Source organism: Pseudomonas inefficax (genome assembly GCF_900277125.1).
GTDB lineage: Bacteria > Pseudomonadota > Gammaproteobacteria > Pseudomonadales > Pseudomonadaceae > Aquipseudomonas > Aquipseudomonas inefficax.
The window spans coordinates 83,167-109,946 of sequence record NZ_OPYN01000240.1; the positions used below are offsets into that span (position 1 = coordinate 83,167).

At 64.1% G+C, this 26,780-nt stretch carries 24 protein-coding genes and 1 other RNA gene; 10 read left to right on the plus strand and 15 right to left on the minus strand.

Features of this window, described 5'->3' with window-relative positions; genetic code table 11:
- Positions 1-37: 37 nt before the first annotated feature.
- The 7 genes from JV551A3_RS30220 to JV551A3_RS30250 all read right to left on the minus strand — a co-directional run bounded on the left by JV551A3_RS30220 (position 38) and on the right by JV551A3_RS30250 (position 7,843).
- Positions 38-1,660: an ABC transporter permease gene (locus JV551A3_RS30220; protein ID WP_133976221.1), complete on the minus strand. Its 1,623-nt coding sequence runs from the start codon at positions 1,658-1,660 to the stop codon at positions 38-40.
- A gap of 143 nt (positions 1,661-1,803) precedes the next feature.
- Positions 1,804-2,805 carry an extracellular solute-binding protein gene (locus JV551A3_RS30225; RefSeq protein WP_015272231.1) on the minus strand — a complete coding sequence of 334 codons (1,002 nt, stop codon included), beginning with the start codon at positions 2,803-2,805 and terminating at the stop codon, positions 1,804-1,806.
- Between the two features lie 221 nt (positions 2,806-3,026).
- Positions 3,027-4,244, minus strand: coding sequence for a 2-octaprenyl-3-methyl-6-methoxy-1,4-benzoquinol hydroxylase (locus JV551A3_RS30230; RefSeq protein WP_166674317.1), 1,218 nt, complete (start codon positions 4,242-4,244; stop codon positions 3,027-3,029).
- Positions 4,245-4,253: 9 nt separating this feature from the next.
- Entirely contained in the window at positions 4,254-4,739 is a 486-nt protein-coding gene (locus JV551A3_RS30235) for a DUF4442 domain-containing protein (RefSeq protein ID WP_133976225.1), read from the minus strand.
- Positions 4,736-5,935 (minus strand): 2-octaprenyl-6-methoxyphenyl hydroxylase, encoded by a 1,200-nt coding sequence (ubiH, locus tag JV551A3_RS30240; protein ID WP_133976227.1) that lies wholly within the window; start codon positions 5,933-5,935, stop codon positions 4,736-4,738. The genes JV551A3_RS30235 and ubiH overlap by 4 nt, the downstream gene beginning before the upstream one ends.
- On the minus strand, positions 5,932-7,266 hold the full coding sequence (gene pepP, locus JV551A3_RS30245; protein ID WP_133976229.1) for a Xaa-Pro aminopeptidase: 1,335 nt from the start codon (positions 7,264-7,266) through the stop codon (positions 5,932-5,934). The genes ubiH and pepP overlap by 4 nt, the downstream gene beginning before the upstream one ends.
- 22 nt (positions 7,267-7,288) lie before the next feature.
- Positions 7,289-7,843 (minus strand): YecA/YgfB family protein, encoded by a 555-nt coding sequence (locus JV551A3_RS30250; protein ID WP_133976231.1) that lies wholly within the window; start codon positions 7,841-7,843, stop codon positions 7,289-7,291.
- A gap of 181 nt (positions 7,844-8,024) precedes the next feature.
- On the opposite strand from JV551A3_RS30250, the gene JV551A3_RS30255 reads away from it, so the two are divergent.
- The 4 genes from JV551A3_RS30255 (at position 8,025) to JV551A3_RS30270 (ending at position 9,410) form a co-directional block, all read left to right on the plus strand.
- Positions 8,025-8,207, plus strand: coding sequence for a TIGR02449 family protein (locus JV551A3_RS30255; RefSeq protein WP_029886233.1), 183 nt, complete (start codon positions 8,025-8,027; stop codon positions 8,205-8,207).
- Positions 8,204-8,524: a cell division protein ZapA gene (locus JV551A3_RS30260; RefSeq protein ID WP_003259368.1), complete on the plus strand. Its 321-nt coding sequence runs from the start codon at positions 8,204-8,206 to the stop codon at positions 8,522-8,524. The genes JV551A3_RS30255 and JV551A3_RS30260 overlap by 4 nt, the downstream gene beginning before the upstream one ends.
- Before the next feature lie 17 nt (positions 8,525-8,541).
- Positions 8,542-8,721, plus strand: a non-coding RNA gene (ssrS, locus tag JV551A3_RS30265) — 6S RNA.
- 80 nt (positions 8,722-8,801) lie between these two features.
- Positions 8,802-9,410: a 5-formyltetrahydrofolate cyclo-ligase gene (locus JV551A3_RS30270; RefSeq protein ID WP_133976325.1), complete on the plus strand. Its 609-nt coding sequence runs from the start codon at positions 8,802-8,804 to the stop codon at positions 9,408-9,410.
- Between the two features lie 18 nt (positions 9,411-9,428).
- Here the strand turns inward: JV551A3_RS30270 and JV551A3_RS30800 are convergent, their stop codons facing one another.
- Positions 9,429-9,581: a hypothetical protein gene (locus JV551A3_RS30800; protein ID WP_003253683.1), complete on the minus strand. Its 153-nt coding sequence runs from the start codon at positions 9,579-9,581 to the stop codon at positions 9,429-9,431.
- A 178-nt stretch (positions 9,582-9,759) separates the two neighbouring features.
- Between JV551A3_RS30800 and JV551A3_RS30275 the strand changes: the two genes are divergently transcribed.
- The 4 genes from JV551A3_RS30275 (at position 9,760) to JV551A3_RS30290 (ending at position 15,248) form a co-directional block, all read left to right on the plus strand.
- Complete coding sequence (locus JV551A3_RS30275; protein ID WP_133976233.1) at positions 9,760-10,209, plus strand: EVE domain-containing protein; 450 nt, start codon at positions 9,760-9,762, stop codon at positions 10,207-10,209.
- A gap of 248 nt (positions 10,210-10,457) precedes the next feature.
- On the plus strand, positions 10,458-11,417 hold the full coding sequence (locus JV551A3_RS30280; RefSeq protein WP_133976235.1) for an HlyD family secretion protein: 960 nt from the start codon (positions 10,458-10,460) through the stop codon (positions 11,415-11,417).
- Positions 11,414-14,134, plus strand: coding sequence for a ribosome-associated ATPase/putative transporter RbbA (gene rbbA, locus JV551A3_RS30285; RefSeq protein WP_133976237.1), 2,721 nt, complete (start codon positions 11,414-11,416; stop codon positions 14,132-14,134). Before JV551A3_RS30280 ends, rbbA begins: the two co-directional genes overlap by 4 nt.
- 1 nt (position 14,135) lies before the next feature.
- A complete protein-coding gene (locus JV551A3_RS30290) occupies positions 14,136-15,248 on the plus strand; it encodes an ABC transporter permease (RefSeq protein ID WP_133976239.1) in 1,113 nt (370 codons plus the stop codon).
- Between the two features lie 181 nt (positions 15,249-15,429).
- Here the strand turns inward: JV551A3_RS30290 and JV551A3_RS30300 are convergent, their stop codons facing one another.
- Positions 15,430-15,834, minus strand: a complete 405-nt coding sequence (locus JV551A3_RS30300) for a flagellar basal body-associated protein FliL (RefSeq protein ID WP_025341058.1) — start codon at positions 15,832-15,834, stop codon at positions 15,430-15,432.
- Positions 15,835-16,003: 169 nt separating this feature from the next.
- Between JV551A3_RS30300 and JV551A3_RS30305 the strand changes: the two genes are divergently transcribed.
- Complete coding sequence (locus JV551A3_RS30305; RefSeq protein WP_133976241.1) at positions 16,004-16,981, plus strand: NADPH:quinone oxidoreductase family protein; 978 nt, start codon at positions 16,004-16,006, stop codon at positions 16,979-16,981.
- Between the two features lie 114 nt (positions 16,982-17,095).
- Here the strand turns inward: JV551A3_RS30305 and JV551A3_RS30310 are convergent, their stop codons facing one another.
- The 5 genes from JV551A3_RS30310 to trxA all read right to left on the minus strand — a co-directional run bounded on the left by JV551A3_RS30310 (position 17,096) and on the right by trxA (position 22,594).
- Positions 17,096-17,746 carry a gamma-glutamylcyclotransferase gene (locus tag JV551A3_RS30310; protein WP_112249851.1) on the minus strand — a complete coding sequence of 217 codons (651 nt, stop codon included), beginning with the start codon at positions 17,744-17,746 and terminating at the stop codon, positions 17,096-17,098.
- A gap of 246 nt (positions 17,747-17,992) precedes the next feature.
- Entirely contained in the window at positions 17,993-18,961 is a 969-nt protein-coding gene (locus JV551A3_RS30315; RefSeq protein WP_133976243.1) for a CDP-6-deoxy-delta-3,4-glucoseen reductase, read from the minus strand.
- A complete protein-coding gene (gene ubiD, locus JV551A3_RS30320; protein ID WP_025341062.1) occupies positions 18,961-20,427 on the minus strand; it encodes a 4-hydroxy-3-polyprenylbenzoate decarboxylase in 1,467 nt (488 codons plus the stop codon). Before ubiD ends, JV551A3_RS30315 begins: the two co-directional genes overlap by 1 nt.
- A 204-nt stretch (positions 20,428-20,631) precedes the next feature.
- On the minus strand, positions 20,632-21,891 hold the full coding sequence (gene rho / locus JV551A3_RS30325; protein WP_003253661.1) for a transcription termination factor Rho: 1,260 nt from the start codon (positions 21,889-21,891) through the stop codon (positions 20,632-20,634).
- A gap of 373 nt (positions 21,892-22,264) precedes the next feature.
- On the minus strand, positions 22,265-22,594 hold the full coding sequence (gene trxA / locus JV551A3_RS30330) for a thioredoxin TrxA (RefSeq protein ID WP_009684153.1): 330 nt from the start codon (positions 22,592-22,594) through the stop codon (positions 22,265-22,267).
- 254 nt (positions 22,595-22,848) lie between these two features.
- Between trxA and ppx the strand changes: the two genes are divergently transcribed.
- On the plus strand, positions 22,849-24,351 hold the full coding sequence (gene ppx / locus JV551A3_RS30335; protein ID WP_133976245.1) for an exopolyphosphatase: 1,503 nt from the start codon (positions 22,849-22,851) through the stop codon (positions 24,349-24,351).
- Here ppx and ppk1 read toward each other — a convergent pair.
- A complete protein-coding gene (gene ppk1 / locus JV551A3_RS30340) occupies positions 24,338-26,581 on the minus strand; it encodes a polyphosphate kinase 1 (RefSeq protein ID WP_133979375.1) in 2,244 nt (747 codons plus the stop codon). The genes ppx and ppk1 overlap by 14 nt on opposite strands.
- Between the last annotated feature and the right edge of the window lie 199 nt (positions 26,582-26,780).

Here is a 26,780-nt window from a genome sequence, read left to right on the forward strand (position 1 = left end):
CCGCGCATTGTAGCCGCAAGGGCGCGGGCTGGCACCCTCAGTGACTGTGACCGGGTCGACGTGCCGAACGGCGGATCAGGCCGATGACCGGCAGCAGGCCCACCAGCACCAGAGTCAGTGCCGGCAGCGATGCACGCGCCCACTCGCCCTCGCTGGTCATCTCGAACACCCGTACCGCCAAGGTGTCCCAGCCGAACGGGCGCATCAGCAAGGTGGCCGGCATTTCCTTGAGCACGTCGACGAACACCAGCAGGGCAGCGCTGAGCGCGCCAGGCACCAGCAGCGGCAGATACACCTTGAAAAACAATCTCGCGCCGCCGACGCCCAGGCTGCGGGATGCCTCGGGCAGTGATGGACGGATGCGCTCCAGGCTGCTCTCCAGCGGCCCGTAGGCCACCGCGATGAAGCGCACCAGGTAGGCCAGCAGCAACGCCGCCAGGCTGCCCAGCAGCAGCGGCTTGCCGGCACCGCCCAGCCAGCTGGACAGCGGGATGACCAGATGGTTGTCGAGGTAACTGAAGGCCAGCATGATCGACACCGCCAGCACCGAGCCGGGCAAGGCATAGCCCAGGTTGGCCAGGCCTACCCCGGCGCGGATACCACCCGTCGGCGCCTGGCGCCGGGCAAAGGCCAGCAGCAACGCTACGCACACAGTGACCAGCGCCGCCATGCCGCCCAGGTACAGGGTGTGCAGCACCAGGCCGACATAGCGCTCGTCCAGGTCATGCCGGCCGCGCTGCCAGAACCACGCCAGCAGTTGCAGCAGCGGGATGACGAAGGCGCAGGCGAACACCAGCAGGCACCAGCCACTGGCCAACAACGCCTTGAACCCGCGCAGGTGGTACAGCGCCTGCCCGCGCGGCCGCTCGTTGCCGCTGCGGCTGGCGCCCCTGGCACGGCGCTCGCCATACAGCACCAGCATCACTGCCAGCAGCAACAGGCTGGCCAGCTGGGCCGCGCTGGACAGGCTGAAGAAGCCGTACCAGGTCTTGTAGATGGCCGTGGTGAAGGTGTCGAAGTTGAATACTGCCACCGCGCCAAAGTCGGCCAGGGTTTCCATCAGGGCCAGGGCAATACCGGCGCCGATCGCCGGTCGTGCCATTGGCAGGGCCACACGCCAGAACGCTTGCAGCGGGGACAGCCCCAGCACCCGTGCCGCTTCCATCAGGCCCTTGCCCTGGGCAAGGAATGCGGTACGCGCCAGCAGGTAGACATAGGGGTAGAACACCAGCACCAGGACGACGATCACCCCGCCAGTGGAACGCACCCGCGGCAGGCGCATCGGCCCGAAGACCTCGCGCAAGGCGCTCTGCACCGGGCCGGCGAAGTCCAGCAGGCCGACAAAGACGAACGCCAGCACATAGGCCGGGATGGCGAACGGTAGCATCAGCGCCCAGTCCAGCCAGCGTCGGCCAGGGAACTCGCAGAGGCTGGTCAGCCAGGCCAGGCTGACGCCCAGCACGGTGACGCCGATGCCCACACCCACCACCAGCGTCAGGGTATTGCCCAGCAGGCGAGTCATCTGGGTGTCGAGCAGGTGCGACCAGATCTGCAGGTCGATCGACTGCCAGGACAACAGCAGAACGCTCAGGGGCAGGAGCACCAGGGCGGCGACCAGGGTGACCGGGAGGTACCAGCGGCGTTGGGGGGTGTGGGGCAAGTTGAATGTCTCTGTGGCTGATGTGCGACCGCTATGCGGTCGTTCGCGGGCACGCCCGCTCCCACAGGGATCGAGTAATCCTATGGGAGCGGGCATGCCCGCGAAGAGGCCCTGAAAGGCCCCGGAAGGATAAAGCCTGGCGCTTAGTTCCAGCCAGCCCGATCCATCAAGCGAATCGCTTCAGCCTGGCGCTTGCCAGCGATTTCCACCGGAATGCTGTCAGCCTTGAAGCTGCCCCACGCCGCCACTTCTTCCGATGGCTTGACCTTCGGGTTGGCCGGGAACTCCTGGTTGATGTCGGCGAACAGCTTCTGCGCCTCTTCACCGGTCATCCATTCCACCAGCTTCTTCGCTGCCTCCGGGTGTGGCGCGTGCTTGGTCAGGCCGATGCCCGACAGATTCACGTGCACGCCACGGTCACCCTGGTTGGGCCAGAAGATCTTCACCGGCAGTTTCGGGTTCTGGTTGTGCAGGCGGCCGTAGTAGTAGGTGTTGACCACACCCACGTCGCACTGGCCGGCCTCGATGGCCTGGATCACGGCGTTGTCGTCGGAGAACACATCGGTGGACAGGTTGTTGACCCAGCCTTTGACGATTTGCTCGGTCTTCGCCTCGCCGTGGGTCTCGATCAGGGTGGCGGTCAGCGACTGGTTGTACACCTTCTTCGCCGTGCGCAGGCACAGGCGGCCTTCCCACTGCTTGTCGGCCAGGGCTTCGTAGGTGCTCAGCTCCTGCGGCTTGACCCGCTCGGTGGAGTAGATGATGGTGCGGGCGCGCAGGCTCAGGCCGGTCCAGTCGTGGGACGAGGCGCGGTACTGCGGCGGAATGTTCTGGTCGATGATGTCGGACTTGATCGGCTGCAGGATGCCCATCTGCTCGGCCTGCCACAGGTTGCCGGCATCGACGGTCAGCAGCAGGTCGGCCACGCCATTTTCGCCCTCGGCCTTGATGCGCTGCATCAGCGGGGCTTCCTTGTCGGTGATGAACTTGATCTTGACCCCGGTCTTGGCGGTATAGGCATCGAAAACCGGCTTGATCAGCTCGTCGATGCGCGAGGAGTACACCACCACTTCGTCCGCTGCCTGGGCGGTGCCGCCGAACAGGGTCAGGGCCAGGGCGGCCAGTAGGGGCTTGCGTGGCAACATGGAAAGCACTCCTCGGATCGTATGAGAGGCGCAAATGGTAGTGAATCCCATTTTCCGACTCATCTACATAGCCGTTACCGGATGTTGCAAGAGCTTGCGCCGCCCTTTGTAGGAGCAGCCTTGTGCTGCGAAAGGGCCGGCAGCTCAACCTGAATGATTGGCTGGATTCACTGGCCACTTCGCAGCACAAGGCTGCTCCTACAAGGACTCGCGCACGGCCTTCAGGTTTTGGCCAGATCCGGCAGGTCGCCGCTCAAACCCAGCGCCTGCCGCACGAACATCGCCTTGGCCTCCGGCATCTGCTCCACCAGCTTCAACCCGCTGTTACGCAACCAGCGCAACGGCAACGGGTTGGCCTGGAACAGGCGCTCGAAGCCCTCCATCGCCGCCATCAGCGCCAGGTTGTGCGGCATGCGCCGCCGCTCGTAACGGCTCAGCACCTTAACATCAGCCAGCCGCTCGCCACGCTCGCAGGCATTGACCAGCACCTCGGCCAGTACCGCTGCATCGAGGAAGCCCAGATTGACGCCCTGCCCGGCCAGCGGGTGAATGGTGTGCGCGGCATCGCCGATCAACGCCAGGCCTTCATCCACATAGCGCTTGGCGTGGCGCTGGCGCAACGGTACGCACACCCTAGGGTCGGCTTGCAGCACATTACCCAGGCGCCCCTCGAAAGCCCGCTCAAGGGCCTTCAGGAAGGCAGCTTCATCCAGCGCCAGCAATTGCTCGGCATGCTCCGGGGTGGTCGACCACACGATCGAGCACCAGTCCTGCTGGCCATCGCGGGTCAGCGGCAGGAACGCCAATGGCCCTTCATCGGTGAAGCGCTGCCAGGCCGTAGCCTGGTGCCCGGCGCTGCAACGCACGCTGGTGACGATGGCATGGTGCAGGTAATCCCACTCGCGGGTTTCGCAACCGGCCAGGCGCCGCACTGCCGAGTTGGCGCCATCGGCCGCGATCACCAGCGGCGCACGCAGTTGCCGGCCATCTGCCAGGGTCAGTAGCCATTCATCGCCAGAGCGGCGTAGCTGCTCCAGCCGCGCATTCGCCAACAGGCCGATGTCGCTGTCATGCAGGCGCTCCAGCAGGCCGTCCTGCACCACCCGGTTCTCGACGATATGGCCGAGCGTCTGGGCGTGCACGCTGGCAGCCGAAAAGTGAATCTGCCCGGTGCCGCTGCCATCCCACACATGCATGTCCGAGTATGGCGTGGCACGCCGCCGGGCAATGCCATCCCAGGCGCCAAGGCGCTCCAGAATGCGCTGGCTGGCCGCCGACAGTGCGCTGACACGTGGCTCGAACGGCGCCTGGGCATCGAACGGCTTGACCGTGAGCGGGCCGCCGTCGAGCAAGAGGATTTGCAGGCCACTGTGGCGTAACGCCAGGGCCAAGGCGCTGCCGACCATACCAGCACCGACAATCAACAGATCTGCGCGCATTTCCATGCCTTACGCCAGCCTCGCTTGCGGCTTGAGCCGCACATATAGGGTTTTATCGACCCGCGCCACCAGCTCGCCGGCGCCGTCGCGGATGTCGACCTGCAAACGCGGCAGGCACTTCTTGCCGGTGGCGGTCTGCTGGCGGATGTCTTCCAGCAGCGCGTCATCGACGTGGAGTTCGGCATACACCGGGCCTTTGCCCGGCGCAATGAAATCGATGCTGGCTGCCTTGTCCCAGACGATGTAGTCACGCCCCAGCTGCTCGATCAGCAACAGCATGTAGAACGGGTCGACCATCGAATACAGGCTGCCGCCAAACTGAGTACCGACATAGTTGCGGTTCCAGCGGGTCAGCTTCATCGCCACCTTGGCGCTGCGCAGGTCCGGGCTGATGTGCTGCACGCGGATACCGGCCCCCAGATACGGCGGGTAGAGGTTCAACCGCCAGCGCAACAGGCGTGCCCGGCGCGCCAGCCGGCGCGCGTCGTCGCTCATGCCTGCCCCCGCGGGTCGGGGCGGGTGCCAAGGCCCATGGCCTGCCTGGCGAACCAGCTTTTCGCCGGTGGCAACAGGTCCAGCCCGAGCAGGCCAAGGTTGCGCCCGGCGGCCAGCAACGGCTGGCTGCTGCCGAACAGGCGGGTGACCTGGTCGGAAAAACCGATGGTCATGGCCTGGTCCATGCGCTGGCGCTGATGGTAGGCCTGCAACGTGGTCAGGTCGCCAGGCTGCTGCGGGCCGGCCAGCAGTGCCTCGGCCAGCGCCTGCACGTCACGCAGCGACAGATTGAAGCCCTGGCCGGCAATGGGGTGCAGGCTGTGCGCGGCGTTGCCCAGCACCACCAGATGCGGCCGCACCTGCTCCTGGGCCTCGATCAGCGACAGTGGGTAGAGGTGCCGCGCGCCGACCTGACGCAAGGCGCCCAGACGATAGCCGAACACACCCTGGAGCTCGCGCAGGAAATTGCGCTCATCGATGTCGGCCAGGCGCCGCGCGTCCATACCCTGGCGGGTCCAGACCAGCGCACAGCGGTTATCCGGCAGCGGCAACAGGGCCATGGGGCCTTCTTCGGTGAAACGCTCGAAGGCCTGGCCGCCGTGGGCCTCGCCCGGGGTGATATTGGCGATCAACGCGCTCTGCTGGTAGGGCGTGTGGCGCACGTGGATGCCCAGCTGTTCGCGCAGGCCGGAGCGGCCACCGTCGGCCAGTACCGCCAGGTCGCATTCCAACTGGGTGTCGTCGTTCAGTTGCAAGCGGTAGCCACCTTCGATGGCCTGCATCGCGGTCACTTCCGCCGGGCAGCGCCAGCTCACCACCTCGCTGTCCAGCCCTTGCCACAGGCACTGGCCCAACCAGGCGTTTTCCACCACGTAGCCCAGCGCCGGTACGCCCTCTTCCTGGGCATCCAGGCGGGTGGCGCCGAAGCGGCCACGGTCGGACACGTGAATTTGTCGAATCGGCTCCGCGCGGTGCTCGATGGCCTGCCACAGGCCCAGCTGCTGGTAGATCTGCCGGGTACCGAACGACAGTGCCGACGAACGCGCATCGTAGCTGGGTTGAAAGCTGTCACCCGGGGCGAACGGCTCGATCAGCAGAATCTTCCAGCCTCGCGCCTTGGCCCCCGCCTGTAGCGCCAGGGCAAGGCTCGCGCCCACCAGGCCGCCACCGATGATCGCCAGGTTTACCCGGTTCATGCCGCGTCCTTGCGGGCGGCCTGCATCAACGCCTCGATCTCGGCGACCGTGCGCGGCACGCCCGAAGTCAGGATTTCACAGCCTTGCCTGGTCACTACCACGTCGTCCTCGATCCTTACACCAATGCCGCGCCATTTCTTCGCCACGGCCTGATTGTCGGCGCCTATGTAGATGCCCGGTTCGACGGTAAGCGCCATGCCGGGTTCAAGCACCCGCCACTCGCCACCCACCTTGTACTCGCCCACATCGTGTACATCCATGCCCAGCCAGTGCCCGGCGCGGTGCATGTAGAAGGCACGATAGGCCTCGCTGTCGATCAGCGCCTGCACCTCGCCCTTCAGCAGGCCCAGTTCCACCAGGCCCTCGGTGATGACCCGCACGGTGGCCTCATGGGCATGGTTCCAGTGCTTGCCGGGGGCGATTTCGGCAAACGCTGCGGCCTGGGCCTTGAGCACCAGCTCGTAGATGGCCTTCTGCTCCGGCGAAAAGCGCCCGCTGACCGGGAAGGTACGGGTGATGTCGCTGGCGTAGCAGTCGATCTCGCAACCGGCATCGATCAGCACCAGGTCGCCATCCTTCAGCGGGGCGTCGTTCTGCTGATAGTGCAGGATGCAGCCATTGCGCCCGGCCGCGACGATAGAACCGTAAGCCGGCATCTTCGCCCCACCCTTGCGGAACTCGTAGTCCAGCTCGGCTTCCAGGCTGTATTCGTGCAGCCCGGCCCGGCAGGCCTGCATGACCCGCACGTGGGCCCGCGCCGAGATATCTGCGGCAGCGCGCATTACCTTCACTTCCGCCGCCGATTTATACAGGCGCATGTCGTGCAGCAGATGATCCAGCGCAACGAACTCGTTCGGCGGCTGGGCGCCCAGGCGGGCCTTGGAGCGGATCACGTTGATCCAGTCCATCAGCCGGCGATCGAACTCGGGGTTGCTGCCCATGGCGCTGTACACCCGCTCACGGCCTTCGATCAGGCCCGGCAGAATCTCGTCGATGTCGGTGATGGGGAAGGCATCGTCTGCGCCAAAATCGCGCACCGCACCTTCCTGGCCGGCCCGCAGGCCATCCCACAGCTCGCGCTCGGGGTTGCGTTCACGGCAGAACAGCACGTATTCGCCATGCTCGCGCCCGGGGATCAGCGCAATCACCGCTTCCGGCTCGGGGAAACCACTGAGGTACTGGAAGTCGCTGTCCTGGCGGTAGACGTGCTCGACGTCGCGGTTGCGGATGGCAACCGCGGCGGCGGGCAGGATGGCGATGCTGTTGGGTACCATCTGCGCCATCAGCGCCTTGCGCCGACGGGCATACTCGGCCTTCGGAATGTGGCTCATGGGCAGACTACCCCCCGGTTGATCAGTGCAGCGATGGCTTGGGTGCAGGGGCGGCCGGCTTGGCCAGCTCGGAGAACAGCAGCAACGGCGCCACGCGCAGGTATTCCATGACTTCCATGTAGTCGCTCTCGCCATCCTCGGACTCCTCGAGGGCTTCCTGAACCTGGGAAATGGCCACCAGGTCCTGCAGCACTTCCTTGGCCTCGTCGGACAGGTCCTTGCCACCGGCGTTCAGGCCGAAACCGGTAATGAAACCTTGGCACCACTGGCCCAGCGCGGTGGCGCGGTCGCCAAGGGCGGCGTCGTCGGAAGGCAGCAGCAGGACGATCGCCATGTCGTCGCTGGTGAGCTCGCCCTTGACCATTTCCTGCAGGCCGACCAGGGCGTTGCGCACGGAGTCACCGGGCTCGGTTTCCAGCAGTTGGGCCGCATCGGCCAGCCAGCCGTCGGCGTCGAAGCCGGCACCGGCGCAGCTGCGGCCGATCAGCAGGCCGTGCAGTTCGGCCGGGGTGACAGGATGGCCATTGCTGGACAGCAGCATGGCGAAGGCGATGTAGGGCGATTGGGTATTAGGCATGGGCAGCTAGGCGCCAGACGGCGCAATGACTAGAATGGAGACCTTGTATCCTAGCACCGGCAGGCGCGCCAAGACCATCGGCACTGGCCGCAGCCGTCCAGGGAGAGGCATCATCGCCAGGTGACTCAACGACGGAGCGAATCGAGTGCAACCCACGCAAGAGAACGACCTGCAGGCACTGATGAGCCGATTCGAGCTGCTGATCGAACGTGTCGAGCAACTAAAACGGCAAAATGCACTCCTAGTAGCTCAGGAAAAATCCTGGCGCGAAGAGCGCGCCCACCTCATCGAAAAGAACGAGATCGCCAAGCGCAAGGTCGAGTCGATGATTTTACGTCTCAAGGCTCTGGAGCAAGACTCATGAGTTCAAGCAATAGCGTCACCGTGCAGATCCTCGACAAGGAATATTCGATCATCTGCCCGCCGGAAGAGCGCAACAACCTGGTCAGCGCCGCGCGCTACCTGGACGGCAAGATGCGCGAGATCCGCAGCAGCGGCAAGGTGATCGGCGCCGACCGCATCGCGGTCATGGCAGCGTTGAACATCACCCACGAAATGCTGCACCGCCAGGAAGACCGCAACGATGCCCCGGCAGGCGGCACCACCCGCGAACAGGTGCGCGACCTGCTGGAACGGGTCGACCAGGCACTGTCCGACGACGCGGATACCAAAATCGGCTGAGATTGGTATACTGGCGCCACTCCCTGGGGGATGCGCCAGTCGGTTATGTCCCTGAGCCGATACGCACAACCACGGGGGTTGCACGCTGGGGCCGGTGTGCATGTCCGCCCGACGGAAAGCCTTAACGCCCCCTGCAATCTCCACCTTGAACTTTCGGGTTCAAGGGCTACACCGATAGCGGTCTTATCGGGGAGCCTGAATTCTCTTGCCCGCCCCCTCCGGCGGGCAATTCGTTTTGGCCGAGCGCTCGGCCAGCACACCTGGGATCGCCCGTGCCATGACCGACACCGCGCAGCTCACCCGCCCCCAGCTTCGTCGCCTGCTTCGCAATGCCCGCCGCGCCCTTACCCCTGCCCAGCAACGCCAGGCCGCCCTTGGGCTGTATCGCCAGCTGGCGCAACACCCGCTGTTCCGCCGCGCCCGGCACATTGCCCTGTACTTGCCCAACGACGGTGAGATCGACCCATACCTGCTGATGCGCGAAGCCCAGCGCCGCGGCAAGCGCACCTACCTGCCGGTGCTGCACGCCTGGCCGCGCACGCGCATGGTGTTCCAGCGCTTCGAGCAAGGTGAAAAGCTCAAGCCCAACCGCTTTCGCATTCCGGAACCCGTTACCGACCGCAAGCGCCAGCGGCCGATCTGGGCGTTGGACCTGATCCTGCTGCCGCTGGTCGGCTTCGACGAAGTAGGGGGGCGGCTGGGAATGGGCGGTGGTTTCTATGATCGCAGCCTGGCCTACCAGGCGCGTCGCCAGACCTGGAAAAAACCGTTGCTGTTGGGACTGGCACATGAATGCCAGAAGGTCGAGCGGCTGGCTCAGGCCAGTTGGGATGTGCCGCTGCAGGGGACGGTCTCGGACCGTGGCTGGTACCTGGCGCCGCGTTGAGCGGCGCAGGCGGGGGCATCAACGTTGTGGCTGGCTGGCGTCGACCGGCATCTGATAGGCGTTGTCCAGCTTGCGCTCCCAGAACCCTTGCGCATAACCGGTAGTGACCACACCCAGGCCAAAAATGAACACCAGAATCCACAGCAGATCCGGCTTTTTACGTTGATTCATCGAAGATTGCCCCCCAAGCAAACTGTTCAGGCTCGGCGGTTTTCTGGGAACCACCGGAGCATCGCGCTTTAAACGGGGCGCATTTTCCGACAACCTGCGTCTGCAAGCAAACCTTGACGTCAACCGGCTGTCGGTTTCGTGCAACAGGTTATTTCAAACCTTTTCAGGAGCAGCACCCATGGCCTACTGGCTGATGAAATCCGAGCCTGACGAGCTCTCCATCGAAGCCCTCGGCCGCCTCGGCGAAGCGCGCTGGGACGGCGTGCGCAACTACCAGGCGCGCAATTTCCTGCGGGCCATGTGCGTTGGCGACGAGTTCTTTTTCTACCACTCCAGCTGCCCGCAGCCGGGCATCGCCGGCATCGCAAGGATCACCCGCGCTGCCTACCCGGACCCGACCGCGCTGGACCCGCAAAGCCATTACTATGATGCCAAGGCCACGGTCGACAAGAACCCGTGGAGCGCTGTGGATGTGGCTCATGTGCAAACCCTGCCACGGGTGCTGGAGCTGGGCTGGCTGAAACAGCAGACAGGCCTGGCCGAACTGCCCCTGGTGCAAAAGGGTAGCCGCCTGTCGGTGATGCCCGTAACGCCGGAGCAATGGGCGGTGATTGTCGCTTTGCGCTGAAACTGCGGCTAAGGTCAGTCTTTGCACAGTTACTCGGTAATTGTGGGAGCGGCCTTGCGTCGCGAAAGGGCTGCGAAGCAGCCCCAGTAATTTATGCAGGGACGCGAAGAACCTGGGGCCGCATCGCGGCCCTTTCGCGACGCAAGGCCGCTCCCACAGGCACCGCATAAGGACTTTGACTGGTATCAACACGCCACGCATGGCCGCAGGCCATGATGCAGTGTGCATGACCGCAAGGATGCAGAACGATGAACCGATACGCCCCCAGGATCTTCGCCATCGCGCTGATCGCCCTACTCGCAGCAGCCGGCGGGCTGGGATACTGGAAATCGCTCCACGACCAGTTGCCCGAAGGCCTGAGCATGGGCAACGGCCGCCTCGAAGCCACCGAAGTGCAGATCGCCAGCAAAATCCCCGGCCGCCTGGCCGAAGTGCTGGTCGACGAAGGTGACAAGGTCACTCGCGGCCAGCTGCTAGCGCGTATCGACACCCGCACCATGGAAGCCCAACGCAGCCAGGCCGAAGCTGAAGTGCTGCGCGCCCGGGAAAACTACGCCGCCGCCCAGGCCAGTGTGCAGCTGCGCCAGAGCGAACTGCTGCTGGCCAGCCAGGAGCTCAAGCGCGTGCGCGAGATCTTCCAGCGCAAGTACGCCAGCCAGCAGTTGCTCGACCAACAGCAGGCACGCTTCGACACGGCCAACGCCGCCGTGGTCGCCGCCCGCGCCCAGCTGGCGGCGATCAAGGCCGCCATCGGCGCCGCCGAGGCTCAGGTGGCGCAACTCACCAGCGAAATCGACGACAGCAGCTTGCGCGCACCGATCGACGGCATCATCCAGCTGCGCCTGGCCGAGCCGGGTGAAGTGCTGGGTGCCGGTGGCCGTGTGCTGATGTTGATCGACCCCAGCGACCAGTACATGAACCTTTACCTGCCGGCCTCCACCAGCGGTCGGCTGACCGTCGGCGACCAGGCGCGAATCGTGCTCGATGCCCTGCCCGAGCAGGCGCTACCGGCGAAGGTGGTCTTTGTCGCGGCCAAGGCCCAGTTCACCCCCAAGCAGGTGGAAACCCGCGACGAGCGACAGAAGCTGGTGTTCCGCGTCAAGCTGCGCCTGAGCGACCCCGGTGCTGTGCCGCAGGCCAAGCCAGGCATGCCAGGCGCCGGCTATGTACGCACGGCTGAAGTGGACTGGCCGGCCAACCTGCAATGAACGCCCCGGCATTGCTGGCCGAGGGCATCAGCCATCGCTATGGCGACTTGGTAGCTCTGCACCCCCTTGGGTTCAGCCTGCCGGCGGGCACCCGCTGCGCGCTGATCGGCCCTGACGGGGCTGGCAAATCGACCCTGCTGGGGCTGATCGCCGGCGTCAAGCGCCTGCAACAGGGCGAACTGCAGGTGCTGGGCGGCTCGATTCGCCAACGCCGCCATCGCGCGGCGCTGTACCCGAAAGTGGCTTTCATGCCGCAGGGGCTGGGTAACAACCTGTATCCGGAACTGTCGATCCGCGAAAACATCCGCTTTTTCGCCACCCTGTTCGGCCTCGGCCGCCGCGAATGCGAACAGCGCATGGCCAACCTGCTGCAGGCCACCGACCTGCAGCGCTTCGCCGAGCGCCCGGCGGGCAAGCTGTCGGGCGGCATGAAGCAGAAGCTGGGGCTGTGCTGCGCGCTTATCCACGAACCGGACCTGCTGATCCTCGACGAACCGACCACCGGTGTCGACCCGCTGTCACGGCGGCGCTTCTGGGAGCTGGTCGAACAGGTGCGCGCGCAACGCCCGCAACTGACCCTGCTGGTGGCCACCGCCTACATGGAGGAAGCCGAACAATTCGAGCATTGCCTGATGCTCGACGGCGGCCGCCTGCTGGCCGCAGGCCCCAGCCATGAACTGGCCGCAGTCACCCCCAGCGGCAAGCTGGACGACGCCTTCACCCACTACCAGGGCGCGGGCAAGGCATACCATCAACCCCTGACCATCCCGCCGCGCCCTGCCATGGACGGCCCGGTCGCCATCGAGGCGCACGACCTGACCCTGCGCTTTGGTGACTTCACAGCGGTCAACAAGGTCAGTTTCGCCATTGGCCGCGGGGAGATCTTCGGCTTTCTCGGCTCCAACGGCTGTGGCAAGACCACCACCATGAAAGTGCTCACCGGCCTGATGCCGGCCAGCGAGGGCAGCGCCAGCCTGCTCGGCCGCCCGGTGGATGCCAGCGACCTGGCCACGCGCAAACGGGTCGGTTTCATGTCGCAGAGTTTTTCGCTGTATGGCGAGCTCAGCACCCGGCAGAACCTGGCCCTGCATGCCCGCCTGTTCGACCTGCCCAAGGCCGAAACCGCCCAGCGCATCGATGAGCTGATCGAACGCTTCGACCTGAGCGCCATCGCCGACCAGCCGTCCGGCGCCCTGCCCCTCGGCCTGCGCCAGCGCCTGTCACTGGCGGTGGCGGTGCTGCATCGCCCGGAGGTGCTGATCCTCGACGAACCCACCTCCGGCGTCGACCCGGCCGCCCGCGACGATTTCTGGCGCCTGCTGGTGGAGCTGTCACGCGAGCAGGGCGTGACCATTTTCCTCTCCACCCACTTCATGAACGAAGCCCAGCGCTGCGACCGCATCTCGCTGATGCATGCCGGCCGGGTGCTGGCCTGCGACACGCCCGACGCCTTGCAGCACCAGTACCAGGGCGACACCCTGGAAGACGCGTTCGTACGTTGCCTGGAACAGGCCCAGGAACTGGCCCCGCAGGCCACCGACAATACCGTGCTGGAGCAGGCAGCCTCGCCTGCACCGGCGCTGCGCCAAGGCTTCAGCCTGCGCCGCCTGCTGACCGTGGCCAGCCGTGAGGGCAAGGAGTTGCTGCGCGACAAGGTACGCCTGGCCTTCGCCCTGCTGGGCGCGATGTTCATGATGGTGATCTTCGGCTATGGCATTTCCCTGGATGTGGAAAACCTCGCCTTTGCCGTGCACGATCAGGACCAAAGCCCGCAAAGCCGGGCCTACCTCGAAGCCTTTCGTGGTTCACGCTATTTCGCCGAGCAGGCGCCCATCCGTGATACCCGCGAAATGCACCAGCGCCTGCAGCGCTCGGAAATCAAACTGGCGCTGGAAATTCCGCCCGGCTTTGGCCGCGACCTGTACGCCGGACGCCAACCGGTGGTGGCCGCCTGGCTCGACGGCGGCATGCCGTTCCGCGCGGAAACCAGCCGCAACTACGTGGAGGCCGTGCACCAGGCCAACCTCGAGCAACTGGCCAAGGCCAGCCCCCTGCCGCAGCCGCGCCAGGACCTGGTGCGCCTGGAAACCCGTTTTCGCTACAACCAGGATGTGGTCAGCGTGAACGCCATCGGCCCGGGGGTGATGGCGCTGATCCTGGCCTTCATCCCGGCCATGCTCACCGCGCTGGGCATCGTCCGCGAGAAAGAGCTCGGCTCCATCACCAACTTCTACGCCACGCCCCTCACCCGCCTGGAGTTCCTGCTCGGCAAGCAGGTACCCTATCTGGTCGTGAGCCTGGTCAACCTCGCTTTGCTGGTGGCGATGAACCGCTGGCTGTTCGCCGTGCCGCTCAAGGGCAGCGTGCTGGCCCTGGCCTGCGGCGGCGTTGCCTACCTGCTGGCGACCACCAGCCTGGGCCTGCTGATTTCGGCGTTCACCCGCACCCAGATCGCCGCCATTCTCGGCACCATGATCATCACCAGCCTGCCGACCATCCAGTTTTCCGGGCTGATCGTGCCACGTTCGTCACTGGACGGCGCGGCAGCAGTCATGGGCCAACTGTTCCCGGCGGGCTACTTCCTCGACATCGCGGTCGGCACCTTCACCAAGGCGCTGGGCCTGCGCGAACTGTGGCCGCAGTGCCTGATCCTGCTGAGCTTCTTTGCCGTGTTCACCGGCCTGAGCCTGGCGATGCTGAAGAAGCAGGAGGCCTGAGATGTCGCGCCTGAACCACACCCTGCGCCTGGGCCTTAAAGAGCTGACCAGCCTGCGCCATGACAGCGTACTGCTGTTGTTCCTGCTGTATGCCTTCAGCGTGGCCATCTACATGCCGGCGGCGGGCTCGGTAATCGGCGTGCACAACGCCAGTGTCGCGATAGTGGACGAAGACCACAGCCTGCTCTCGCGCAAACTCGGCGAAGCCTTGCAACCGCCCGAGTTCCAGCCCGCCGCGCCGCTGGCAGCAGAGCGCCTGGACCAGGCCATGGACAGCGGCCAGTACACCTTCGTGATCAACGTGCCGGTGAATTTCCAGAGCGACCTGCTAGCCGGGCGCTCGCCGGAGCTGCAGATCAATGTCGACGCCACGGCCATGAGCCAGGCCTTCATGGGGGCGGGCTACATCGGCCGCATCTTCGAACGCGAGTTGCTCGACTACAGCCAGCGCAGCAACACGCAGAGCCCGGTGGTGATCAACGCCAAGGCCCTGTTCAACCCCAACCTGGAGGGTGGCTGGTTCCTCGCGGTGATCCAGATCGTCAACAACATCACCATCCTGGCGATCATCCTCACCGGCACCGCGCTGCTGCGCGAACGCGAGCACGGCACCCTCGACCACCTGCTGGTGCTACCGCTGACCGCGCTGGAAATCATGCTGGCGAAAATCGCCAGCAACGCGCTGGTGGTGGTGATCTGCACCTGGATTTCGCTGGTGGTTGTGGTCAAGGGTGCGCTTGGCGTGCCGTTGGTCGGCTCGATGGGGCTGTTCCTGGCAGTGACCGCGCTGTACCTGTTCGCCAGTACCGCACTAGGGATATTCCTCGCCACCCTGGCACGCTCGACGCCGCAGTTCGGCCTGCTGGCGATCCCGGTGATCATCCCGATGCTGTTGCTGTCAGGCGGTAGCACACCGCTGGACAGCATGCCGCAGTGGTTGCAGTGGGTGATGCAAGGGTCGCCGTCGACTCACTTCGTCAGCCTTGGCGCCGCAATCCTGTTCCGTGATGCCGGGTGGACGGTGGTGTGGCCCGACATCCTGGCGCTGGCCGTGATCGGCCTGGTGTTCTTCAGCGTGGCGCTGGCACGATTTCGCCGTAGCCTGGCGTCCTGATCCGCGCACTCCCGGCTCAAACTCTGAAAGATTGCGCGATTCCTGTGGGAGCGGGTTTACCCGCGAACACCGGCGCAGCCGGTGCCATGCACCGCGTTGGATTCTTCGCGGCTAAAGCCGCTCCCACAGGGATCGCGCCACAGTGCGGATTGCGCTGCTCCTGAGAGAGCCGGCTTGCCGGTCACTGCACGATCAGGTTGTTGAACAGCAGGTCCTCAACAATCGGCTTGCCCTCTTCTGCTTCCATCACCTGCTGCACCTGCTTCAGCGCTTCCTGGCGAAGATGCTCCTTGGCTTCGACGTTGCTCATGCTGTCCACCGACTGCTGGGTGAACAGCGCCACCAGCTGGTTGCGGATCAGCGGCTCGTGGTGCTTCACCGCCTTCGCGGCTTCGTCGCCGGTCACGCGCAGGGCCACGTCGGCCTTGTACACGCGCAACCGCGGGCTGCCGTCGAGCGCATAGTTGCCGACAAAGGGCGGGCTCAGGCTGATGTAGGCGACCTTGGGCGCCCCTTCCTTGGCTTCCTCGGCCATGGCCGCAGCCGGCAGCAGCAGCGCCAGCACCATCAAGATCCACGCTTTCACAAATTCGCTCCTCAATACAGTTGGCGCCAGCTTACCCAGCATGCCCTTCAAACCCAAGCCCGGGCTAGTGCCGCCACTTATGCCCACACATCAGGGCGGGCCATGCTCGTTGACCCGGCAGACGGCCTTCCTACACTTATCGGCCACGACCCGCAAAGGAATAGCCCCGATGAAAGCTGTGTTGTGCAAAACCCTGGGCCCGGCGCGCAACCTGGTGCTGGAAGAAGTACCCAGCCCGGTGCCGAAGAAAAACGAAATCCTGCTGGATGTGCATGCCGCCGGGGTCAACTTCCCCGATACCCTGATCATCGAAGGCAAGTACCAGTTCCAGCCACCGTTGCCGTTCTCCCCGGGCGGCGAGGCGGCGGGCGTGGTGGCCGCAGTCGGGGAAAAAGCCGGCGCGTTCAAGGTCGGCGACCGGGTCATGGCGCTGACCGGCTGGGGTGCGTTCGCCGAGCAGGTGGCGGTGCCGTTCTACAATGTGCTGCCGATCCCCCCGAGCATGGACTTCACCACCGCTGCAGCGTTCGGCATGACCTACGGCACCTCCATGCACGCCCTGCGCCAGCGCGGCCAGTTGCAGGCGGGCGAGACCCTGCTCGTGCTGGGCGCGTCCGGTGGGGTCGGGCTGGCGGCGGTGGAGATCGGCAAGGCGCTGGGCGCGCGGGTAATCGCGGCGGCCAGCAGTGCGGAGAAACTGGCCGTGGCCAAGGCAGCCGGGGCAGATGAACTGATCGACTACAGCCAGGCCAGCCTGCGTGAGGAGATCAAGCGCTTGACGGGTGGCCAGGGCGTCGACGTGGTCTACGACCCGGTCGGTGGCGAGTTGTTCGAGCAGGCGGTGCGCGGGCTGGCCTGGAATGGCCGGTTGCTGGTGGTGGGCTTTGCCAGCGGGACCATCCCGCAGTTGGCGGCCAACTTGGTGTTGCTCAAGGGTGCAGCGGTGCTCGGGGTGTTCTGGGGGGCATTTGCCCAGCGCCAGCCAGAGGACAATGCGGCCAACTTCCGGCAGCTGTTTGCCTGGCATGCCGAAGGCAAGTTGAAGCCGCTGGTGTCGCAGACTTATCCACTGGCGGAGGCAGGAGCTGCCATCGAAAAGTTGGGGCAGCGGCAGGCTGTGGGTAAGTTGGTGGTGCTGGCCAGGTAAGACAGTTCCGGCCTTTTCGCGGGCACGCCCGCTCCCACAGGAATACCATGCCGTTCGAGGCTGTGGTGATCCTGTGGGAGCGGGCGTGCCCGCGAAGAGGCCGGTGCAGGAAAATCAAACTTCGCGCAGGTTATGGCAGCGCCTGAACCGCGCCTCCAGGTTGCGATCGGGCATCTGGTGGCTGCGCAGGGCATTCAAGGTCTGTTCGACGTAATCACGCGTGGTGCCATAGCGCCCCTTGGCACTGGCCAGGATCTGGCTGAGCAGGGTATCCGGGAGGTTCCCGGCGTAGCAGGGCAAATGCCGCTCCAGCACGAAGCCCAGAGCCTGCACCTTGCTGCCATCACCCAAACGGCAACTGAGCCAGTGCGGCCGGTACGCCGGGTATGGCATCTCGCGCTGCCACAGGGCCATTAGCGAATCGTCCAGGGTACTTTCATCCAGCCGGTAGGCAAAACCACTGCAGGAGCCACCACGGTCCAGGCCGAACACCAGGCCGGGGGTTTCCGGAGTGCCGCGGTGTTCGTGCGACCACAGGTACAAGCCACGGTGGTAACCATGCACTCGAGCGCGTTGGCGTTCCACCGAGTTGCACTCCGGCCGCCAGATCAACGAACCATAGGCGAACAGCCACACCGGCCCACCCTGATGGCGAGACATGGTTGTCTTCATGGAACTGAACAACTGTTCGCGAGTATGTTGCTGACCGAAGTCGAGTGTCGGTGGATATGGAACTTCCCAGGACATACTTTCAAGTGCCGACATAAGCTGCCGCCATTATCCCTGTGAACTACGGATGTAGCGAGATTCGATTACGATGCACCCCAAAGCCTCTGTACCAGGGGCGCTTGCAGTAACCATAGGACAGAAGTGCAGGAATACTCAAGCCCTCGCGCCAGAGTTTCATCCGCGCTCCCGACGACTGGAAAGTACTGTTTCGGCAACTGCGAAAGTTATTGGCCAAGGCGGTAACAATTACCGCCTTATACCCATACTTTCAAACTTCGGTTATTAGCCGCGTGGCGCGTAGGCAAACACATCTGCGCGCATGCGATGCGCATCCATGCCGGCTTCGACCAAGGCGTCGAGAGTGGCATAGATCATGTTCGGCGAGCCGCTGGCATATACATGCACGTTGTTGAGGTCGGCGATGTCCTCGCAGACAGCCTCATGCAGCATGCCGCAACGGCCTTCCCAGCCGCACAGGTCGCTGACCACCTGGTGCAGGAACAGATTGGGCAGGCGCTGCCATTCGTCCCAATGCTCGATCTGGTAGAAGTCCTCGGGCCGGCGCACGCCCCAGTACAGGTGAACCGGGTGCTTGAACCCCTTGGCCCGGCAATGCTCGACCAGGCTGTGCATCTGGCCCATGCCGGTGCCAGCAGCGATCAGCACCAGCGGCCCGTCAGGCAACTCGGCCAGGTGGGTGTCGCCGAACGGCATTTCGATGCGCGCCAGACCGTCGCGCTTGAGCTGCTCGATAAGTTGCACCGCACTGGGCTCGCGTGCCAGCACATGCAGCTCCAGCTCGCGCCCGGCATGGGGTGCGGAAGCCAGCGAAAACGCCGCCTGCTTGCCGCCTTCGCGCTCGATCATCAGGTACTGCCCCGCGTGGTAGCGCGGCGGCCTGCCAGCCGGCGCGCGCAACCGCACGCGCCAGACGTCGCCACCGACCTCGACGCACTCACTGACACTGCACGCCAGTTTGCGCACCGGCAGCTCGCCCAGGGCGAGCACACCATCCCAGAGCAACACGCAATCCTCCAGCGGTTCGGCAATGCAGGTGAACAGCTCGCCATGGTCGCGGACTTCGCCGTCCTGGCGTACCCGGCCTTCGACCAACAACGCGGCGCAGACATGGCAATTGCCATTGCGGCAGCTGTTCGGGCAGTCATAGCCCAGCCGCCGCGCTCCATCCAGGATCCGTTCCCCGGGTTCGAGCGCCAGCACCGCCCCGGACGGCTGCAACGTTACCTGCATCAATCTATTCCCAACTGATCCCACAGCTCATCGATACGGCGGGTGACGGCCTCGTCCTTGACGATGACCCGTCCCCATTCGCGTGTAGTCTCGCCCGGCCACTTGTGCGTGGCGTCCAGGCCCATCTTCGACCCCAGCCCGGACACCGGCGACGCAAAGTCCAGGTAGTCGATCGGGGTGTTGTCGATCATCACCGTATCACGCTTGGGGTCCATGCGCGTGGTGATAGCCCAGATCACATCATTCCAGTCACGGGCATTGATATCGTCATCGGTGACAATAACGAACTTGGTGTACATGAACTGTCGCAGGAACGACCATACACCCAGCATCACGCGCTTGGCGTGGCCCGGGTACTGCTTTTTCATGGTCACCACCGCCATGCGGTACGAGCAGCCTTCCGGCGGCAGGTAGAAATCGACGATTTCCGGGAACTGCTTCTGCAGAATCGGCACGAACACTTCGTTCAGCGCCACGCCAAGGATCGCCGGCTCGTCTGGTGGGCGACCGGTGTAGGTGCTGTGGTAGATCGGTTTCTGCCGATGGGTGATGCGCTCCACGGTGAACACCGGGAAGCTGTCCACTTCGTTGTAGTAGCCGGTGTGGTCGCCGTATGGGCCTTCCGGGGCCATTTCCCCCGGGTGGATCACACCCTCCAGGATGATTTCGGCGGTGGCCGGCACCTGCAGGTTGCTGCCCCGACACTTGACCAGTTCGGTGCGGTTGCCGCGCAGCAGGCCGGCGAAGGCGTACTCGGAGAGGGTGTCCGGCACCGGGGTCACGGCGCCGAGGATAGTGGCCGGGTCAGCGCCCAGGGCCACGGCGACCGGGAACGGCTGGCCAGGGTTCTTCTCGCACCATTCGCGGTAGTCCAGGGCGCCGCCACGGTGGCTGAGCCAGCGCATGATGACTTTGTTGCGGCCGATCACCTGCTGGCGGTAGATGCCCAGGTTCTGGCGGTCCTTGTTCGGGCCGCGGGTGACTGTGAGCCCCCAGGTGATCAGCGGTGCCACGTCGCCCGGCCAGCAGTGCTGGATCGGCAGTGCGCCGAGGTCGACATCGTCCCCCTCGACCACCACTTCCTGGCACACCGCGTCCTTCACCACTTTCGGCGCCATCGACACGACTTTCTTGAAGATCGGCAGCTTGGACCAGGCATCCTTCAAGCCCTTCGGCGGCTCGGGCTCCTTGAGGAAGGCCAGCAGCTTGCCGATCTCGCGCAGTTCATCGACCGACTCGGCGCCCATGCCCATGGCCACGCGCTCCGGAGTGCCAAACAGGTTGCCCAGCACCGGAATGTCGAAGCCGGTGGGTTTTTCGAACAGCAATGCCGGGCCCTTGGCACGCAGGGTGCGGTCGCAGACCTCGGTCATTTCCAGGACGGGGGAGATCGGAACCTGGATGCGCTTGAGCTCGCCGCGCTGTTCCAGGCCACGGATGAAGTCGCGCAAGTCGCGATACTGCATGCAGGAGCCTCGTGTTGGCCGTATCGGTCGGGGGTGCAGAGTGTAGCGCCGTTCGGGCTTTGTTTGGGGGCAAAAATGCATTGGGGCCGCTTCGCGACCCATCGCGACACAAGGCCGCTCCTACAGGGAATACGTAACCTGTAGGAGCGGCCTTGTGTCGCGATGGGCTGCAAAGCAGCCCCAATCAATCCCGAATTGAAACGCTTACTTGCGCTTCATCGACAGGAAGAACTCATCGTTGGTCTTGGTCTGCTTGAGCTTGTCGACCAGGAACTCGATGGCGGCGATTTCGTCCATCGGGTGCAGCAGCTTGCGCAGGATCCACATGCGCTGCAGTTCGTCGTCGGCGGTCAGCAACTCTTCGCGGCGAGTGCCGGAGCGGTTGATGTTGATGGCCGGGAACACGCGCTTCTCGGCGATGCGGCGATCCAGCGGCAGCTCCATGTTGCCGGTACCCTTGAACTCTTCGTAGATCACTTCGTCCATCTTCGAGCCGGTTTCGACCAGCGCGGTGGCGATGATGGTCAGCGAACCGCCTTCCTCGATGTTACGCGCGGCACCGAAGAAGCGCTTCGGCTTCTCCAGGGCGTGGGCATCGACACCACCGGTCAGTACCTTGCCGGAGCTCGGGATCACGGTGTTGTAGGCACGCGCCAGACGAGTAATGGAGTCCAGCAGGATGACCACGTCCTTCTTGTGCTCGACCAGGCGCTTGGCCTTCTCGATCACCATTTCGGCAACCTGCACGTGGCGGGTTGGCGGCTCGTCGAAGGTGGAGGCAACCACTTCGCCGCGCACGGTGCGCTGCATTTCGGTCACTTCTTCCGGGCGCTCGTCGATCAGCAGGACGATCAGATGGCATTCAGGGTTGTTACGGGTGATGTTGGCCGCGATGTTCTGCAGCATGATCGTCTTGCCCGCTTTCGGCGGGGCAACGATCAGGCCACGCTGGCCTTTGCCGATCGGGGCGCACAGGTCGATGACGCGGCCGGTCAGGTCTTCGGTGGAGCCGTTACCGGCTTCCATCTTCAGGCGCTTGTTCGGGAACAGCGGCGTCAGGTTTTCGAACAGGATCTTGTTCTTCGCGTTTTCCGGGCGGTCGAAGTTGATGGTGTCGACCTTCAGCAGGGCGAAGTAACGCTCCCCTTCCTTCGGCGGGCGGATCTTGCCGACGATGGTGTCGCCGGTACGCAGGTTGAAACGGCGGATCTGGCTGGGCGAGACGTAGATATCGTCAGGGCCGGCCAGGTAGGACGCATCAGCCGAACGCAGGAAACCGAAACCATCCTGGAGGATCTCCAGCACGCCGTCACCCGAGATCTCTTCGCCGCTTTTCGCGTGCTTCTTCAGCAGGGCGAAAATCACGTCCTGTTTGCGCGAACGGGCCATGTTTTCGATGCCCATCTGTTCGGCCATTTCCAAAAGATCGGTAATCGGCTTTTGCTTGAGTTCAGTCAGGTTCATAAGGGGAGTGACGTAATCATGTAAGAAGGGAGAATTAAGCTTCTGGCTTAATGAGGCCGCGCCGCTAGATGGCGACAGGATCGCGTACTGATTCGAATTAGGGATGCTTCGGCGACGGCATGTAGAGGGCACTGGAGAAGCAGTGCGAGGCCGAATGTAACACTTGCTTTTTTCTGCGTCTAGTGGTTTTGCCCTGCCATTTTCAGCTGCAACACACCTGTCTGTAGGAGCAGCCTTGTGCTGCGAAGAGGCCATCAGCCGCAGCGACAACGTCAGCCTTACCGGCCCTTTCGCAGCACAAGGCTGCTCCTACATGGGCAAGCCTGCCTTTGCAGAGGCAAAAAAAACCCCGCATCTGCGGGGCCTTTTCAAATCACAGGTGAGCGTCGAGGAACGCGGCCAGCTGCGATTTGGACAGGGCGCCGACCTTGGTGGCTTCGACGTTGCCGTTCTTGAACAGCATCAGCGTCGGGATACCACGCACGCCGTGCTTGGCCGGGGTTTCCTGGTTGTCGTCGATGTTCAGCTTGGCGACAGTCAGTTTGCCCTCGTAGGTGGAGGCGATGTCGTCCAGAACCGGAGCGATCATCTTGCATGGACCGCACCATTCAGCCCAGTAGTCGACCAGCACCGGGCCTTGAGCCTGCAGGACTTCGGCTTCGAAGGTGGCGTCGGTGACGTGTTTGATCAGATCGCTGCTCATGGATATCTCCAGGGTCGTAAGCAAAAAAACGTGGCCCATGATAGCCGTACCCAGGCCCTACAGGAAGTCACGGTCGATTGAGTGTAACTATAGTTGTGCAAGACGCCACGAATCGAAACTGTCACACAAACGTCATAGCATCGAATGGCACATTGCCTTGCATCAAGGCCAGCTCAACGGCTTTGTACCACGCGTTGGCGACAGCCTGCTATCGTGGCACGATTGCCGGGTTAACGACCGAGAACAACCAGATCATGCCGCATACCATCGCGAAGAACCTGTCCCTGATCGCCGCCATCGACCTTGGCTCCAACAGTTTCCACATGGTCGTGGCCAAGGCCCACCATACCGAAATCCGCATTCTCGAGCGGCTCGGCGAGAAGGTTCAGTTGGCGGCCGGCATCGACGAAGACCGCAAGCTCAGTGAAGAGGCAATGGAACGAGGCCTGGATTGCCTCAAGCGCTTTTCCCAACTGATCAACGGCATGCCGGCAGGCTCCGTGCGCATCGTCGGTACCAACGCCTTGCGCGAAGCGCGCAACCGCAACGAATTCATCCAGCGCGCCGAAGCCATCCTTGGCCACCCGGTCGAGGTGATTTCCGGCCGTGAAGAAGCGCGCCTGATCTACCTGGGCGTGTCGCACACCCTGGCCGATACCCCCGGCAAGCGCCTGGTGGCCGATATCGGCGGCGGCAGTACCGAATTCATCATCGGCCAGCGCTTCGAACCGCTGCTGCGCGAAAGCCTGCAGATGGGCTGCGTCAGCTTCACCCAGCGCTACTTCCGCGATGGCAAGATCACCCCGGCCCGCTACGCCCAGGCCTACACCGCCGCGCGCCTCGAGCTGATGAGCATCGAGAATGCCCTGCACCGCCTGACCTGGGACGAGGCCATCGGCTCGTCCGGTACCATTCGTGCCATCGGCGCTGCCATCAAGGCAGGCGGCCTGGGCAATGGCGAGGTCAACGCCGAGGGGCTGGCCTGGGTCAAGCGCAAGCTGTTCAAGCTGGGTGAGGTCGACAAGATCGACTTCGAAGGCGTCAAGCCGGACCGCCGCACCATCTTCCCTGCCGGCCTGGCAATTCTCGAAGCGATCTTCGATGCCCTGGAACTGCAGCGCATGGACCACTGCGACGGCGCCCTGCGCGAAGGCGTGCTGTTCGACCTACTGGGTCGCCACCACCACGAAGATGTGCGCGAACGCACCCTGAACTCGCTGATGGAGCGCTACCACGTGGACCAGGGCCAGGCCGCGCGCGTCGAGCGCAAGGCGCTGCACGCTTTCGACCAGGTAGCGGCCTCGTGGGACCTGAAAGACGGAAACTGGCGCGATCTGCTTGGCTGGGCAGCGAAAGTGCACGAAATCGGCTTGGATATCGCCCACTATCACTACCACAAGCACGGCGCCTACCTGATCGAGCACTCCGACCTGTCAGGCTTCTCCCGCGAGGACCAACAGATGATGGCCTTGCTGGTGCGCGGCCACCGCCGCAACATTCCCAAGGACAAGATCGCCGAACTGGGCGAAGAAGGGGTCAAGCTGCTGCGCCTGTGCGTGCTGCTGCGCTTCGCCATCCTGTTCCATCACATCCGTGGCAACCAGCAGATGCCCAAGGTAGAGCTGAAGGCTGGCAATAACAGCCTGGATGTGGTGTTCCCCGCCGGCTGGCTGGAACAGAACCAGCTGACCCAGGCCGACTTCGCCAATGAGGCGGAGTGGCTGGCCCGGGTCGGCTTCGTCCTCAGCGTACGTTGAGGACCGGGTTGCTCAGGCGCTCCAGCAGGGTCGCCTGGGCACTGCGCGGGTTCTGGTTGCCGGTTGGCGTGCTGCGCACGTAGCGCCCGTCCGGCTGCAGGGTCCAGGCGTGGGTGTTGTCGGTCAGGTAGCCTTCCAGCTCCTTCTTCACCCGCAGCAACAGCTTCTTGCCTTCCACCGGGAAGCAGGTCTCGACGCGCTTGTCGAGGTTGCGCTCCATCCAGTCGGCACTGGACAGGTAGATCTGCTCTTCGCCGCCATTGAGGAAGTAGAACACCCGCGTGTGCTCGAGGAAGCGGCCGATGATGGAGCGCACCTGGATGTTGTGCGAAACCCCCGGAATGCCTGGGCGCAGGCAGCACATGCCACGCACCACCAGATCGATCTTCACGCCCGACTGGCTGGCCTTGTACAGCGCCTTGATGACCTTGGCGTCGGTCAGCGAGTTGAACTTGGCGATGATATGCGCCGGCTTGCCTTCGAGGGCGAACTGGGTTTCGCGCGCGATCATGTCGAGCATGCCCTTCTTCAGGGTGAACGGCGCGTGCAGCAGTTTCTTCATGCGCAGGGTCTTGCCCATGCCGATCAGCTGGCTGAACAACTTGCCGACGTCCTCGGTGAGGGCGTCGTCGGAGGTCAGCAGGCTGTAGTCGGTGTACAGGCGGGCGTTGCCGGCGTGGTAGTTACCGGTGCCCAGGTGCGCATAACGCACGATCTCACCCTGCTCGCGGCGCAGGATCAGCATCATCTTGGCGTGGGTCTTGAAACCGACCACGCCGTAGATCACCACCGCACCGGCCGCTTGCAGGCGGCTGGCCATCTGCAGGTTGGACTCTTCGTCGAAGCGCGCCCGCAACTCGATCACCGCGGTGACCTCCTTGCCGTTACGCGCCGCGTCCACCAGCGCGTCAACGATTTCCGAGTTGGCCCCGGAACGGTAAAGGGTCTGGCGCACGGCAAGCACGTGAGGGTCCTTGGCGGCCTGGCGCAGCAGGTCGATCACCGGGGTGAAGGACTCGAACGGGTGCATCAGCAGGATGTCCTGCTTGCCGATCACGCTGAAGATGTTGTCGGCGTTCTGCAGCAGCTTAGGGATCGCCGGGGTGAACGGCGTGTACTGCAGCTCGGGGTGACTGTCCAGGCCGGTGATGCTGAACAGGCGGGTAAGGTTGACCGGGCCGTTGACCTGGTACAGCTCGCTTTCGCTGAGGCTGAACTGCTTGAGCAGGTAATCCGACAGGTGTTTGGGGCAGGTGTCGGCCACCTCCAGGCGCACGGCGTCACCGTAGCGGCGCGAGAACAGCTCGCCGCGCAACGCGCGGGCCAGGTCGTCGACCTCTTCGGAGTCCAGCGCCAGGTCGGCGTTACGGGTCAGGCGGAACTGGTAGCAGCCCTTTACCTTCATGCCCTGGAACAGGTCGTCGGCGTGCGCGTGGATCATCGACGACAGGAACACGTAGTTGGCGCCCGGACCACCCACATCTTCCGGCACCCGGATAACCCGCGGTAACAGGCGTGGAGCCGGGATGATCGCCAGGCCCGAATCGCGGCCGAAGGCATCGACACCCTCGAGCTCGACGATGAAGTTGAGGCTCTTGTTCACCAGCAGCGGGAACGGGTGAGTCGGGTCGAGGCCGATCGGGGTGATGATCGGTGCGATCTCGTCACGGAAGTAGCGGCGCACCCAGGTCTTGAGCTTGGGTGTCCAGTAACGGCGGCGGATGAAGCGGATATGGTGCTTTTCCAGCTCCGGCAGCAGCACGTCGTTGAGAATCGCGTACTGGCGCTCCACTTCGCTGTGCACAAGGTCGCTGATGCGCGCCAGCGCCTGGTGCGGCTGCAGGCCATCGGCACCGGCCTGTTCACGGGCAAAGTTGATCTGCTTCTTCAGGCCGGCGACGCGGATCTCGAAGAACTCGTCGAGGTTGCTGGAGAAGATCAACAGGAACTTGAGGCGTTCGAGCAGCGGGTAGCTCTCGTCCAGCGCCTGCTCCAGCACACGGATATTGAACTGCAGCTGCGAGAGTTCGCGATGAATGTACAGGCTGCTGTCGTCCAGGCCCGGGATGACGATCGCCGGGGCCGGTGCAGGGGCCGGGGCTGCAGTCTCTGCCACCGGTTCCACGGCAGGCTGAGGGGCCGCCGGCAGGTCTGGCGGGGTCTGCACCATCTCTTCGGGGAGTTCCTGAGCATCCTTGATCGCGACAGGGGTTAGCACTTCATTATTCATCTGGCGTTCCTGAGGACGTTAACGCCCTATCATCTATTGAGCGGCAAGATAAGCGCCCATTATGACGCCTGTGTTACACGCCAGGGCAAGCCATGACGCATGGCTTCTGGCATTCTCCGAGCGGGAATTGTTCATGTCGAGACACATTTGGACACTTTCACGAACGCGCGCGAAGGGGTAGGCTTCGCGTTCATTTCGC